Annotated in this window: 12 protein-coding genes; 2 read left to right on the top strand and 10 right to left on the bottom strand. The window is 74.7% G+C overall.

The features are described 5' to 3' along the window. Positions 1–33: 33 nt before the first annotated feature. From HNR08_RS03695 to rfbF, 8 genes are all read right to left on the bottom strand, one after another. Positions 34–867, bottom strand: a complete 834-nt coding sequence (locus HNR08_RS03695) for an ABC transporter permease (RefSeq protein WP_146840614.1) — start codon at positions 865–867, stop codon at positions 34–36. Then, a complete protein-coding gene (locus HNR08_RS03690; RefSeq protein WP_146840613.1) occupies positions 864–2,075 on the bottom strand; it encodes an ABC transporter ATP-binding protein in 1,212 nt (403 codons plus the stop codon). Before HNR08_RS03690 ends, HNR08_RS03695 begins: the two co-directional genes overlap by 4 nt. Next, the gene (locus tag HNR08_RS03685; protein WP_146840612.1) at positions 2,072–3,208 is read right to left on the bottom strand and encodes a glycosyltransferase family 4 protein; all 1,137 of its coding nucleotides are present in this window, start codon (positions 3,206–3,208) and stop codon (positions 2,072–2,074) included. Before HNR08_RS03685 ends, HNR08_RS03690 begins: the two co-directional genes overlap by 4 nt. After that, positions 3,201–4,364 (bottom strand): glycosyltransferase WbsX family protein, encoded by a 1,164-nt coding sequence (locus HNR08_RS03680; protein ID WP_221286306.1) that lies wholly within the window; start codon positions 4,362–4,364, stop codon positions 3,201–3,203. Before HNR08_RS03680 ends, HNR08_RS03685 begins: the two co-directional genes overlap by 8 nt. A gap of 275 nt (positions 4,365–4,639) precedes the next feature. Next, positions 4,640–5,923, bottom strand: a complete 1,284-nt coding sequence (locus HNR08_RS03675; RefSeq protein ID WP_146840616.1) for an NAD(P)H-dependent oxidoreductase — start codon at positions 5,921–5,923, stop codon at positions 4,640–4,642. Then, the gene (gene rfbC, locus HNR08_RS03670; RefSeq protein WP_146840611.1) at positions 5,920–6,462 is read right to left on the bottom strand and encodes a dTDP-4-dehydrorhamnose 3,5-epimerase; all 543 of its coding nucleotides are present in this window, start codon (positions 6,460–6,462) and stop codon (positions 5,920–5,922) included. The genes HNR08_RS03675 and rfbC overlap by 4 nt, the downstream gene beginning before the upstream one ends. Further along, entirely contained in the window at positions 6,459–7,487 is a 1,029-nt protein-coding gene (locus tag HNR08_RS03665) for an NAD-dependent epimerase/dehydratase family protein (protein WP_146840610.1), read from the bottom strand. Before HNR08_RS03665 ends, rfbC begins: the two co-directional genes overlap by 4 nt. A gap of 4 nt (positions 7,488–7,491) precedes the next feature. Continuing rightward, positions 7,492–8,316 (bottom strand): glucose-1-phosphate cytidylyltransferase, encoded by an 825-nt coding sequence (gene rfbF, locus HNR08_RS03660; RefSeq protein ID WP_146840609.1) that lies wholly within the window; start codon positions 8,314–8,316, stop codon positions 7,492–7,494. Between the two features lie 230 nt (positions 8,317–8,546). On the opposite strand from rfbF, the gene HNR08_RS03655 reads away from it, so the two are divergent. Together HNR08_RS03655 and HNR08_RS03650 are read left to right on the top strand one after the other, a co-directional pair. Further along, positions 8,547–10,220, top strand: a complete 1,674-nt coding sequence (locus HNR08_RS03655; RefSeq protein WP_146840608.1) for a GMC oxidoreductase — start codon at positions 8,547–8,549, stop codon at positions 10,218–10,220. A gap of 140 nt (positions 10,221–10,360) precedes the next feature. Then, positions 10,361–11,194 carry a polysaccharide deacetylase family protein gene (locus tag HNR08_RS03650; RefSeq protein WP_183834785.1) on the top strand — a complete coding sequence of 278 codons (834 nt, stop codon included), beginning with the start codon at positions 10,361–10,363 and terminating at the stop codon, positions 11,192–11,194. Positions 11,195–11,590: 396 nt separating this feature from the next. Here the strand turns inward: HNR08_RS03650 and HNR08_RS03645 are convergent, their stop codons facing one another. Continuing rightward, positions 11,591–12,709, bottom strand: coding sequence for a glycosyltransferase family 4 protein (locus HNR08_RS03645; protein WP_146834316.1), 1,119 nt, complete (start codon positions 12,707–12,709; stop codon positions 11,591–11,593). Between the two features lie 16 nt (positions 12,710–12,725). After that, the gene (gene lhgO, locus HNR08_RS03640; protein WP_146834313.1) at positions 12,726–13,946 is read right to left on the bottom strand and encodes an L-2-hydroxyglutarate oxidase; all 1,221 of its coding nucleotides are present in this window, start codon (positions 13,944–13,946) and stop codon (positions 12,726–12,728) included. Positions 13,947–13,959: the final 13 nt, after the last annotated feature.

Raw genomic sequence — 13,959 nt, 5'->3', positions numbered from 1 at the left:
CCCTCGCGTCGTCCGCGTCGGATGTCGCCGGCGTCAGATGACGTCGGCGAAGCCGCGCTCCATCTTCGAGAAGATCAGCGCGCCGCCGCCGAACGCGACGACGCTCACCACCGCGGTCGCGGCCATCTGCCAGCCCGCCGGCTGCGCGAGCCCGAGGAGCGACCAGCGGAAGCCCTCCAGCACCCAGGTCAGCGGGTTGATGTCGAACAGCCAGCGGATGTTCTCGCCGACCTCGGACAGGGAGTACGCCAGCGGGCTGGCGTACAGCAGCGTCTGCAGCGCGAACGGCACCACGTAGGCGACGTCACGGAACTTCACCATCAGCGCGGAGCAGGCCATGCCGAGGCCCGAGCCGAGCAGGATCACCGCGAGGATCCACAGCGGCAGCGTGAGGATCGGCCAGCCCGGCGCGATGTCGTACCAGAACAGCAGCACGACCATCAGCGCCGAGGCGACCAGGAAGTCGACCAGCACGGACAGCACGCTGGACAGCGGCACGAGCATCCGCGGGAAGAACACCTTGGACACCAGCGCCTGGTTGCTCACCAGCGAGGGGGCGGCGCGGGACACGATGCCGTTGAACAGCGTCCACGCCAGCATGCCGGCGAACGAGAAGACGAAGTACGGCACGCCGTCGCTGGACAGGTCGGCGATCTGCCCGAAGACGATCGAGAAGATGCCGGCGCTCAGCAGGGGCTGCAGCACCACCCAGATCACGCCGAGCGCGGTCTGCCTGTAGCGGAGCTTGAGGTCGCGGGTGCCGAACCGGGTGAAGACCTCGCGGGCCTCCCACAGCTCGCGCCAGGACGGCAGGGGGAGCCGGCCGGGCGGGGTGATGACGACGGTGCGCGTGGCCACGGTCCTCACCGCCTCTCGTAGTCGAAGTCGGCCAGGACGAGGCCGGCGTCCAGCCCCTCGTCCGAGACGGCCTGCGGGTAGGGCAGGACCGGGTGGATCTCGAACCGGCCGGCGCCCTCGAACGCGTCGAGCACGCCCGAGGCGCACACGAACAGGTCGACGGAGTACTCGCCGGGCTTCAGCCAGGGGCCGTTGATGGTGAGCGCGACCTTCTGCTCGACCGACGGGTCCAGCCACAGGCCGGTGACCCGGGAGTCGCACTGCAGGATCGTCGTGCCGCGCGCGTCGTTCACGTGGCAGGAGACGAAGTACTTCCCGATGTAGTCGGGGTTGGCCGAGACCAGGAACTCGACGGTCTTGGACTCCGTGGTCCTGTACAGCGGGCTCGAGATCGTCGCCGAGGTGATGCGCAGCTCGCCGGTGCCGGGCCGCCGCTCGATGTCGGTCTGGCTCATCGCCACCCGGTCGCGGCTCGACTGGTACAGCTCGATCGCCTCGTCGACGTCGCCGTGCATGACGAGCTTCCCGTGCTCCAGGAACAGGGCCGAGGTGCACAGCGCCTTCACCGTCTGGATCTGGTGCGAGACGTACAGCACCGTGCGGCCCTCGGCGGCGACCGTGCGCATCCGCTCGATGCACTTGGCCTGGAACTCCGCGTCGCCGACCGCCAGCACCTCGTCGATCGCGAGGATCTCGGTGTCCAGGTGAGCCGCGACGGCGAACGCCAGCCGCACGTACATGCCGGAGGAGTACCGCTTCACCGGGGTGTCCAGGAACTTCTCGACGCCGGAGAACGCCACGATCTCGTCGAACCGTGCCTTGATCTCCGACTTCCGCATCCCGAGCAGGGTGCCGTTGAGGAACACGTTCTCGCGGCCGGTCAGCTCGGGGTGGAAGCCGGTGCCGACCTCGAGCAGGGACCCGACGCGGCCGCCGAGCTCCATGCGGCCGCTCGTCGGGGCGGCGACGCGGGTCAGGAGCTTGAGCAGCGTGGACTTGCCCGCGCCGTTGCGCCCGAGGATGCCGATGGCCTCGCCCCACGGCACCTCGAACGACACGTCGTCCAGGGCGCGGAACTCCTCGAAGTGCTGGCGCTCGAGCGGGTGGCGCAGCCGGCGCATGACGGCCTCGGCCGCGGTGGAGGGCTGGTGCTCGCCGCCGGCGGCGATGCGGTAGTGCTTCCCCACCCCGGAGGCGCGGATGGCGACGTCGGTCATGGCTGGTCTCCGTGCGGCTGGGCGGACGGGGTCCGCGGGGCGGTCGCGGCGGGCGCTGCGGGTGCTGCGGGTGCTGCGGCGGACGCGCGGGCCGGGGTGCGGTACAGCTCCTCGTAGGCGTCGGCGACCGCGGTCAGCGAGAAGGTCCGCGAGCGGGCGAGCCCCGCGGCCGACAGCGCCGCGCGCCGGTCGTCGTCGAGCAGCAGGTCCGCCACGGCGGTGCCGAGGTCCGGCAGCTCCGCGAGCACGGCGGCGCGGCCCTCGTCGCTGACGTAGCGGGCCCCGACGTTCGGCGTCGCGACGACGGGCAGGCCGCTCGCCATCGCCTCGGCGTACGGGATGCCGAAGCCCTCGTAGGAGGACGGCAGGCAGAACACCCAGGCCCGGCGGTACGCGTCGGCGAGCTCGGCGTCGGACAGCCGGCCCAGCACGCGGATGCCGGGGCCGGGGTCGGCCGGGGCGTCCCGGGTGACCATCCACAGCTCGGCTCCCGGCACGCGGGGCAGGACGTCGTGGGCGAACGCCTCGGCCAGGTCGCGGCCGCGCTTGCGCCCGTGCCAGGTGCCGACGAACAGCACGACCGGGTGGTCCGCGCGCCCGGCCTCGTCCGCGGGGACGAACCGGGTCGTGTCCACGCCGTTCGGGATCACGGCGTGCGCGCGGGGCACCCAGCGGCGCGTCTGCGGGGACACCACGACGACCCGGTCCGCGACGTAGGCGGCCAGCACCTCGCTGAAGCCGAGCAGCAGCATCCGCAGCTTCTCCTTGGCGCCGCGGATGTGCCGGGCCTCCTCGAAGCAGGAGCCGTGCACCGTCCGCACGTGGAGCGGGGCGCGCCGGCGCCACAGCCAGTAGTCGTCGCCGTGCGCGTGCAGCACGTCGTAGCCGCGCAGGTCCTGCCGGCGCAGCGCGGAGGCGAACCGGAAGGTCCGCAGCGAGCCGGACATGGCGACGTGCCGGTGCCCGTACGCCGCGCCCGGGACGGGCGGGCAGTCGCTGAACATGTCGACGTGGTGGCCCCGGCGGGCGAGCTCGGTGGCGAGCTCGTGCGCCTGGAAGCCCACGCCGATCTTGCTGCCGGACGGGAGGTAGTACGACAGCATCGCGATCCGCAGGGGAGGGGCCTCAGCCATGCGCGACCCCGCCGTCCGTCGGGGACAGGGCGTGCGTCGGGGTGATCACTCGGGCCGGCTGGGTGGCCAGCGTGCTGCGCTCGGTCAGCCCGTGGTGCAGGGCCTCCAGCCACGCGTGGCCGTGCTCGAGGTCGGGCTCCAGGTAGTTGCCCTCCGCCCACTCGTTCCAGGACTTCACCCAGAGCAGCCGCTCGGCGGCCGGGCGGTGCTGGAGCGTCGCGACCGCCTGGCGCACGTGGTGGCCGAACACCTCGGGGGAGGACCCGGTGACCGCGAGGCCGCGCGTGCCGGACCGGGGCGTGTTGTCCCAGTTCGGGTAGACGCACGGCAGCAGGCGGTCCGAGATGCCCGCGGGCGCGGGCCGGAACTCGGGGTCGTGCGGGTAGATCTCCGGGCGGCCGAGCTTGCGCCCGACCCGCATCCGCAGCACGTCCGCCCGGGTGCGCCGGGCCGGCAGCCGCATGTACACGCCCGCGTCGAAGCCCGCCGCGTCCACGTCGGTGTACCGGGGCCCGCGGCCGAGCAGGTCGGACACCTCGGCCACGAGGTACAGGCCGGGGAGGCCGGCGGCGCGCGCCATGGCCTGCCACCGGTCCACGAACGCTGCGGCGTCCGGCAGGTCCTCCGGCCGGAACACGTAGTACACCGGCCGGTCGTCCACCCGCAGGTAGCGCTCGTCCCGGAACGCGGGGAGCAGCGTGTCGAAGTGGCGCTGCTCGTCCTCGGGGCCCGGGTAGGTCTGCTCCATCAGGACGCGGTCGCTCGCGCCGTGCCAGATGCCGCTCCACGTCTGGTTCGCCCAGGCGAGGCAGAACTTCACCGACGGGGCGCCCGACGCCAGCACCTCCTGGAACGGCCGCTCGAGGATGCGCCGTCCGCCGCCGAACCAGTAGTGCCAGTAGATGAACGCCTCGACGCCGTACTGCTGGGCCAGGTCGCTCTGCGCCTCGCGCGCCTCCGGCATCCGCAGGTCGTAGAAGCCGAGGTCGGCCGGCAGGTGGGGCTGGACGTGCCCGCGGAACAGGGGCCGCGCCTTGGCGGCGTTGGTCCACTCGGTGAACCCCGGTCCCCACCAGGCGTCGTTCTCCGGCACCGGGTGGAACTGCGGCAGGTAGAAGGTCACCGCGCGGGCGCGCAGGGCGGTCGGTGCGGGCACGGTGGTCCCCCGTTCTCGGTCTCGGTGGAGGGCTCGGGCGACGGTTCTCCCGCCCAGGCCCGTTCCTGATTCGTGAGTCTATGAGTGGGTTTGTCCGGTTTGTCCGTCGACCCCGGGTGAACTGCCTGGCATCCGGGTGACGTGTCACCCGGCGGGGCACCGCGCGTGCTCGCGCCCCGCCCGCGGGGCATCACGCGATCCGTCGGGGCACACCGGAACCCGCCCCGGGTGCGCGAGAGGTGCCCCCTCGCAGGGAGCAGGCACCCGCGGCGCGGTCACGCGAGGGCGGACTGGGCCTCGCGGAGGCGGTCGATCAGGCGGTTCTCCGGGAGGGTGACGTCGTCGTACGTGAGGGTGCGGTCCTTCGGGACCGGGTGCTTCAGCACGCACCCCTCCGCCACGCCCACCGGGAGCAGGCGCTCCGTGCGCGTGGTGTCCGCGCGCTCCGCCTGGCCGTAGTAGTGGTAGCCGCCCAGGGCGTCGAGGACCGTGCCGGCCGGCAGGTCGGTCTTCGCCGTGGTCACGACCTCCACCGTGGGGGCGCCGAGCGGCCGGATGGTCGCGTCGCCGAGCAGGAACGCCCGCGCGACCGTGTTCGGCACCTCGAAGTGGCACAGGTGGTACGGCGCGTAGAACGAGTACAGCGGCCCGGTGCCCAGCTTGTAGAGCTCCAGGTAGTGCCGCTGCTTCGGGTCGTCGTGCGTCGCCAGGACGTACACCCCGGGGCCGGGCCGGGCGCCCACGACGTAGTCCACCGCGCCGCCGAGGGCGCGCAGCTCGTCCACGTCGTACCGGGTGGTCAGCTCGTCCACGTGCCCGTCGTGGTCCATGCCGAGCATGCCGCGCCGGTGCACGGACATGCCGGTCGCGTTGGCGACGAGCGCCTGCTCGACGGACACCTTGGTTCCGTCCGCGAACGACGTGACCATGTGCGGGTCCTGGCCCCAGCGCTCGGCGAACGCCTTCTGCGTCGTCGGGGTGCGGTACTCGTCCTGCAGGCCCTTGATGTTCCCCGCGACCAGCGGCGTCAGCCCGAGGCCCCGGACGAACCGGTACAGGTTCATCTGCACGCCCGGCTGGTCGCCGTCGCACCCGGTGTAGACGACCCCGGCCTTGTCGGCCAGCCGCGCGAGCTCCGCGCCGACCGTCGCGTCCACCTCGGCGTTCATCAGCACCAGGTGCTTGCCGTGCTCGAAGCAGTCCAGCGCCACGTGCGCGCCGTACTCGACGGCCCCGGTCACGTCGACCACCACGTCCACGGCGTCGGACGCCACGGCGACCCGGTGGTCCTGCGTGACGGCGGGGGTGCCGGCGGCGGCGGCGCGGGCGAGCGCGGCGGGGGAGTCGACCTCCACGACGCCGCTCAGCCCCGCCTCGGTGTACGCGCGGATCCCCTGCTCCGGCCGGCGCGCGACGATCGCCACCACGTCCATGCCCGGCACGGAGTTGACGATCTGGTTCACCAGGCCGCGGCCCATGAACCCGGCACCGACCAGCGCGACCCGGATCGGGCGGCCGTCGGCCTGGCGGGCGCGCAGCAGCGAGTCGGTGACGATCACTGCACCGGCTCCGGGGCCACGAGCGGCCACGCCGCGTCCTTCTCCGAGATCACCGTGACGGGCACCGGCCAGACGATGCCGAACGCGGCGTCGTCGTACCGGAACCCCTGCTCGCCCTCGGGGGCGTACGGCCCGCTGACCTGGTACACCACCTCGGCGTCTTCGGTGAGCGTCTGGTACCCGTGCGCCACGTAGGGCGGGATGAACAGCGCCCGCCGGTTGGCGGCCGACAGCTCGACCATGACGTGCGCCCCGTACGTCGGGGAGTCCGGCCGGACGTCCACGGCCACGTCGACGATCGCGCCCGCGGTGCACCGCACGAGCTTGCCCTCCGCGTACGGCGGGACCTGGCGGTGCAGCCCGCGCAGCGTCCCCGCGCGGTGGTTGTACGACAGGTTGCACTGCACGACGGCGGTGTCCAGGCCGTGGGCCTCGAACTCGGTGACGTCGAACGTCCGGGCGAAGAACCCCCGGTCGTCGGCGCGGTGCTCGAGGTCGACGATCGTCACGCCCTCGACGGCGGTCGGGGTGTACTTCACGGGTTCACCGTCCAGAAGAGCTGCGGGTCCACCTGGCCGGTCTTCAGCAGGTGCTCGATCTGCGCGAGGCGGGTGTGGCCGCGCCCGGTGAACGTCTCCGTGTCCAGGGCGATCTGCTCGAACACCCGGTGCAGCTGGGCCGCGCCGGCGGCGGCGTCCCAGTCGCATCCGAAGCCGGGCAGCACCTCGCGGATCTTCGCGAACGACACCCGGTACGACCGGTTGTCCGCGCTCGGCTCCCCGAACGACACCTCGCAGCCGGGGAACTCCGCGCCCACGGTCTCGGCGATCTCGCGCACCGTGTAGTTGTTGCCGTCCGCGCCGACGTTGAGCACCTGCGCGTGCACGTCCTCGCGGGGCGCGTCGAGCACCGCCCGGATCGCCTTGGCGATGTCCAGGCCGTGCACCAGCGGCCGCCACGGCGTGCCGTCGGAGGTCATCGCGATCCGGTGCGTCGTCCAGGCCAGGCCGGCCAGGTTGTTCAGCACGATGTCGAACCGCTGCCGCGGCGAGGCGCCGAACGCCGTCGCGTTGCGCAGGAACGTGGGGGAGAAGTCGTCGTCCGCCAGCGCGGTGACGTCCCGCTCCACCAGGGCCTTGCACCGGGCGTAGGCCGTCTGCGGGTCGGTCGGGCTGGTCTCGTCGACCGTCCCGTCCGCGACGCCGTAGACGCTGCACGACGACATGTACACGAACCGGGACACCCCGGCGCGCTTGGCCGCCGACGCGAGCCCGACCGAGCCGAGGTGGTTGATGTCGTACGTCACCTCGCCGATCCGGTCGCCGATCGGGTCGTTCGACAGCTCGGCCATGTGCACGACCGCGTCGAAGCCCACCAGGTCGTCCGGCGTGACGTGCCGGATGTCCTTGACCAGGGTGTGCGGCGTCTCGTGCACGCCGTTGTAGAGCCACCCGTTCTTGTAGTAGCCGGTGTCGAGGCCGGTGACGTCGTCGCCGCGCCCGAGCAGGGTCGGGGCGAGCAGGCTGCCGAGGTAGCCCTCGGTGCCGGTGACCAGGATGCGCACGCGCTCAGTCCTCCCAGATCTTCCACGGAGCGCGGCCGCTGTCCCACAGCCCGTTGAGCTCCGTCCAGTCGCGGAACGTGTCCATGCCCATCCAGAAGCCCTCGTGCTCGTACACGGAGAGCTGCCGGTCGCGGGCGAGCTGCTGCAGCGGGGCGCTCTCGAGCATCACCGCCGGGTCGTCGTCGAGGTACTTGTCGACGAACTCCCGCTCGAACACGAAGAACCCGCCGTTCACCCAGCCGTCGGCCAGGGTCGGCTTCTCGTTGAACTCGACCACGGTCTCGCCCTCGACCCGCATCTCGCCGTAGCGGCTGGACGGGTGCACGCCGGTGAGCGTGCCGAGCAGGCCGTGCTCGGTGTGGTGCCGCAGGGCTCCGGTGATGTCGACGTCGCCGATGCCGTCGCCGTACGTCAGGGCGAAGCGCGGGGCGTCCAGGTGGTCCGCGACCCGGCGGATGCGCGCGGCGGTCGCCGTGGTCAGGCCCGTCTCGACGAACGTGATCTCCCAGTCCTCCTTCGCGGCGGAGCCGTGGAACACCGGCTCGGCGTCCGACCCGTCGCCGCCGAGGTGCAGCGTGAAGTCGGACGTCAGGTGCCGGTAGTCCAGGAAGTACTGCTTGATCAGGTCGCTCTTGTACCCGAGGGCCAGCACGAAGCGTCGGAACCCGTGCTCGGAGTACGTCTTCATGATGTGCCAGAGGATCGGCCGGCCCCCGATGTCCACCAGGGGCTTCGGGAGCTTCTCGCTGGCCTCGCGGAGCCGCGTGCCCATGCCCCCGCAGAGGATCACCACCGGGATGTCGGCCGGCTCGGGCTCGGCTGCGGTCATGGCTCCTCCTCGGCAGGGGGGTTCGGGACGGTGAGTTGGCGGCGCGCCTGGCGTCGAGGCTAGTCCGGGCATATCGGTACAGATAGGTATGAACGGGTGAACTCGGACATATCACCCTCGAACGGACACGGCGCGTCCCCCGGACGGCTCTCACGAACCTGCGCCACGCGGGTGTAGACCAGGGCCGTCCCGCCCGAGCGGGACGTCGGCCGCGACACCCGGGGGTCCGCATGATCGTCGACGCGCGCACCCTCGATCCCGGTGCCGTCCGCACCGCCGACGTCTGCGTCGTGGGGTCCGGGCCGGCCGGCGTCACGGTCGCCCTGGGCCTGCTGGCGGGCGGGCTGTCGGTGGCCGTGCTCGAGTCCGGCGGCGTCGCCGCGGATCCCGAGGCCGACCGCCTGCAGCTCGCGGCGGACGGCCTGCGGTTCGGCACGGTCCCGCAGATCTCCGGCACCCGGCGCGTCGGCGGCAACGCGAACCTGTGGAGCGTCGACCTCGGCGGCGGGCGGCGCGGCCTGCGCCTCGTGCCGCTGTCCGCCGCCGACCTCGAGGCCCGGCCCTGGCTGCCGGGCAGCGGCTGGCCGATCACCGCGGACGACCTCGCCCCGGGGTACCGCCGGGCGCAGGAGCTGTTCGGCCTGCTGCCGCAGGGCTACGACGCCGCTGCGTGGGAGCGCCCGGGGACGCCGCGGCTGCCGCTGGACGACGCGGTGGTGCGCAGCGACGTGTTCCAGTTCGCCGACCGGACGGCGTTCGCCGAGCGGCACGTCGGCCGGCTCGCCGCGCACCCCGCGTGCACGGTGTACCACCACGCCTACGTCGTCGAGCTGCGGACCGACCCGGGGGCCACGCGGGTGACCGAGGTGCGCGCGCTGGCCGCCCCGGGCCGCGAGGTGGTGTTCCGGGCGCCGACCGTGGTGCTCGCCGGCGGCGGCCTGGCCACCACGCAGCTGCTGCTCGTCTCGGGCGGGGTGCGCCGGGCGCTGGACCGGGCCGGCGGCGCCCGCGGCACGGACGCGCTCGGCCGGAACTTCATGGACCACCCGCTGGTCGACGGCGGCGTGCTCGAGCCGGCCGACCGGACCCTGGTGGACCGGATGGCGCTGTACGACCTGCACGCCGTCGAGGGTGTCCCCGTCATGGGCCACCTGCGGCTCAGCGACGACGTGCTGCGCACCGAGCCGGTGACCCAGCTGTCCACGATGTTCTTCCCGCGGCACGCGAGCCAGCGCGACCCCGAGGCGGGCGACGACCGGGCGGACGCCGCGCGCCGGTCGGCGGTCGCGGTGCGCGCGGCCGTGCGCGACCGCCGGCTGCCGCGGCTGGCGGACCTGTGGGGCGCGGTCTCCCGGACGGACGCGGTGCTGCGCCGGGTCCTGCACTCGGGCGGCCGGCGGTCCACGTACGTCGGGCACGGCGGCTGGTCGACGTTCCGGCGGCCGTCCCGGCACTTCGACCACCTGCGGGTCCTGCACCAGGCGGAGCAGGCCCCGCACCCGGGCAACCGGGTCACGCTCGGCGACCAGAAGGACGCGTTCGGCGTCCCGCGGCTGCGCATCGACTGGGCGTGGACGCCGGACGACGCCCGGGCGGCCGCCGGCGCGCACCGGCTGGTCGCGGACGCGGTCCGGCGGTCGGGCCTCGGGGAGCTGCGGCTGGCGGCGGGCGGGGTGGACCCGGTGGTGCTCGGCTCCTCGACCAACCACTACCTGGGCACCACCCGGATGCACGTCGACCCGGCGGCGGGCGTGGTGGACGCGGACTGCCGGGTGCACGGCGTCGGCAACCTCTACGTGGCCAGCACGTCCGTGTTCCCCACCGGCGGCTTCGCGAACCCGACGCTCACGCTGGTGGCGCTCGCGGCCCGGGTGGCGGAGGAGATCCTGACCGTCCTCGGCTGAGCGGCGGCGCCCGACGCACCCGACCGGGTGACAGCCAGGGTGAAAAGCCGCAAACCGGACATATGCGGGCAGGTCGGGCGGGCACACTGGGGCGGCCCCGCGGCGACTGGCGGGGGCAGGGAGCGAGCAGGAGGTCGTCCATGTCCGTCACCGGTGTCGAGCAGCCAGCACCCCGGCTGCACCCCGGCCGTGGCCGGGTCGTGCTGCGCCGGGACATGGGTCCCTTCGCGGCCCCCGCGCCCCGGCCCCTGCCGCGGCACCTCGCCGTCGAGCTCGCCCGACCGGTGCTCCGGCCGCTGTCCGCGCTGGTCTGCGTCGACACCCTCGAGCCCGTCGTGGCCCTGACCTTCGACGACGGCCCCGACCCGGCCCACACCCCCGGGATCCTGGACGTCCTCGCCCGGCACGGCGCGCGCGCCACGTTCTTCGTGCTGAGCGAGCACGCCGAGCAGCACCCCGAGATCGTCCGGCGGATCGTCGCGGAGGGCCACGAGCTCGGCCTGCACAGCCGCGACCACCGCCGGCGCCTCGCGCAGGTGCCGTACGCGGAGGCCATGGAGGTCGTCGCCGAGTCCCGCCGCGTCGTCGAGGCCGTCGCCGGCCGGCGCGTGCACCTGTTCCGCCCGCCCTACGGCTCGCACACCGTCCGCCAGCGCCGCGGGTGGGCCCGGCAGGGGCTGCGCGTCGTCCTGTGGTCGTCCTCCGTCGAGGACTGGTACCACGGCGAGCAGGACGAGATGGAGCGCCGCGCGTACGCCTCGCTGCACCCGGGCGCGATCATCCTCATGCACGACACCCGCGCCGACCCGGAGCTCGCCGCCGACCCCGCCGACCTGCCCCGGCACGACCGCGCGGCGGTCCTGGACGCGTTCCTCACCCGTGCCGCCGCCGACGGCTACCGCACCCGCACGGCGGGCGAGATCCTGGCGGAGCACCCCCCGGTCCGCGCGATGATGCGCGACATGATGCGCTGACCCCGCGCCCCGGGCCGCCGCCCCCCGGGCCCGGCCCCCGGCCCGGCGCCCGGCTCGCCCCGCCTCCCCGGCCCGCCCCCGGCCGCCTCCCCGGGCCGCCCCCCGGCTGCCCCGGGCCCGGCCCGCCCCGCCTCCCCGGCCCGCCCCCGTCCGCCCGCCGGGCCGCCCCGCGCCCGGCCCCCCGGGCCGCCCCCGTCCGCCCGCCGCCCCCCCCGGCCGCCTCCCCCGGGCCGCCGAGATCGGTCGTCCGCGCCGAGATCGGCGCCTGGAGCGACCGATCTCGGCGCGAGGTGCCGATCTCGGCGGACGGGCTCGGGCAGGGGTGCGCGGGCGCGGGCGGCGCGGGGGCCGCCGGCGCGGGGCCCGCCGGCGCGGAGGCCCGCCGTCGGCGGGGCGTCAGGCCGCGAGCTGCTCCCCGCTCGACGCCTGCTCCGCGATCCGGACGATCTCCGCCGCCACCGCGCGCTGGTCGAACGCCGGCTCCGCCGCGTGCACGACGCCGGCCGCCCCGACCGCCGCGCGCCGCCCGGGGTCGGCGAGCAGCCCCTCGACCGCCTCGGCCCACGCGGAGGCCGGAGCGGCGGGGTCCACGAGCACCCCGCCGGCGCCGACGGCCTCGGGCAGCCCGCCCGCGCGGGTGGCGACGACCGGGATCCCGTTCGCCGCGCCCTCGAGCGCCACCCGCCCGAACGTCTCGACCACCCGCGAGGGCACGAGCAGCACGGCGGTGCGCCGGTAGACGTCGGCGACGCTGGCGGCGACCGGCGACAGCCGCACGTTCGGGAGGGCGCGCAGCCGGTCGAGCAGGGCGGCGCGCTCCGCGGGGTCGAGCGCCCAGGCCTCCTGGAGCAGGAACTGCCGGTGCGGCAGCAGCGCGGCCACGGCGAGCGTGGTGTCGATGCCCTTGACGTCGCGCGGGTTCACCATCGTGACGTCGGTCGGCTCGTGGACGGCGCTGCGGCACTCGTCCAGGTCGATCGGCGGGTACACGACCGGGGTGTCCAGGCCGAGCTGCCCGCGGACGCGCCCGGCGACGTACTGGGAGTTGCTGATCACCCGCACGGCGGGGTCGCGCAGCACCGCCGCGAAGGCGGGGTCGGCGGCGGCGCGGCGCTCGAGCGCGTCGACCTCCTGCACCGCGACGATCCGGATGAGCAGCGGCACGCGGCGCCGGTGCACCGCGTCGATGAGGTCGAAGGTCGCGACGTCCTGGAGTGCGACGACGTCCCAGTCGCCGCGGTCGAGCCGCTGGAGGACGCCCGTGTGCAGGGCCCAGTCGCCGTACCGGCTGGTCGGGTAGCCGTTGACGACGTCCCGCCAGACCGTGGGGCGACCGGGGCGCACGCGCTGGAGCAGCCGGTGGGGCAGCAGCCGGCGGCCGCCGTACTTCGTGGCGACCACCTCGGGCCGGTGCCCCTCGCGGGCGAGCTCGCGGGCCAGGTGGTGCAGGTCCAGGATGCCGCCGGCGGTGACCTCGGGGAGGACCGGATGCTTGACGATCAGGGCGATCCGCATGGTGGTTCCCTCCGGCTCAGGCCGCGTGCTCCAGGGGCAGTGCGGCGTCGAGCCGCTCGACGATGTGCCGCGCGATCTCGAGCGACGCGGTGGCCGCGGGGGAGGGCGCGTTGAGGACGTGGACCTGGCGGCCCGCCGTCTGGACGAGGAAGTCGTCGACCAGGCCGCCGTCGCGGCGCAGGGCCTGCGCGCGCACCCCGGACGGGGCGGGCACCAGGTCGGACGCGGTGATGCCGGGCACGAGGCGCGCGAGGCTGCGGGCGAACGCGCGGGTGGACAGCGAGCGTCCCACCTCGGCGGCGCCGGGGACGACGTTGCGGGCGGCGAGCCGCCACAGCCCCGGCCAGGCGAGGGAGTCCGCCAGGTCGCGCGGCGAGACGTCCCGCCACGTGTAGCCCTCCCGGGCGAGGGCGAGCACGGCGTTCGGGCCGGCGTGCACGTGCCCCTCGATCCCGCGGGTGAGGTGCACGCCGAGGAAGGGGAACCGCGGGTCCGGCACCGGGTAGATCAGGCCGCGGACCTGGTCCCCGGCCTCGGGGGTCAGCTCGTAGTACTCGCCGCGGAACGGCACGATCCGGGCCTCGGGCTCCAGGCCGCACGCCCGCGCGACGCGGTCGGCGTGCAGGCCCGCGCACACCACGAGCGCGTCGGCCTCCCGGTCGGCCTTGTCGGTGCGCACCTCGACGCGGCCGCGGGTCCCGGGCGCGTCGGCGACGGTGCGCGCGGCGAGCAGCTCCTCGCCCAGCACGATCCGCCCGCCGGCAGCCGTGACGTCCGCGGCCAGGGCCCGGCAGACGCCGGGGTAGTCGACGATGCCGGTGGAGTCGACGCGCAGCGCGGCGAGCGCCCGGACGTGCGGCTCGTGCTCGCGGGCCTCGGCCGGGGTGACGCGGCGGGCCGGGACGCCGTTGGCGACCGCGCGCTCGGCCAGCTTCTGCAGGCCGGGCAGCTCCTCCGGTCCGGTGGCGACGACGAGCTTGCCGCACACGTCGACGGCGACGCCGCGCGAGCGGGCGTACGCGACCATCGACCGCGCGCCGGCCGCCGCCATCGTGGCCTTGAGACTGCCGGGGGCGTAGTAGAGCCCCGAGTGCACGACGCCGGAGTTGCGCCCGGTCTGGTGCCGGGCGAGGCCGTCCTCCTTGTCGAGCACCGTGACCTCGTCGCCGCGGGCGGCGAGGCGCGCGGCGACCGCGAGCCCCACGATGCCGGTGCCGACGACCACGACGTGGCTCATCCGTGCTCCTCCC

Source organism: Cellulomonas hominis (genome assembly GCF_014201095.1).
GTDB classification, from domain to species: Bacteria; Actinomycetota; Actinomycetes; order Actinomycetales; family Cellulomonadaceae; genus Cellulomonas; species Cellulomonas hominis.
Note: the sequence above shows the minus strand (reverse complement) of the source record. Positions and strands in the feature narration are given on the sequence as shown.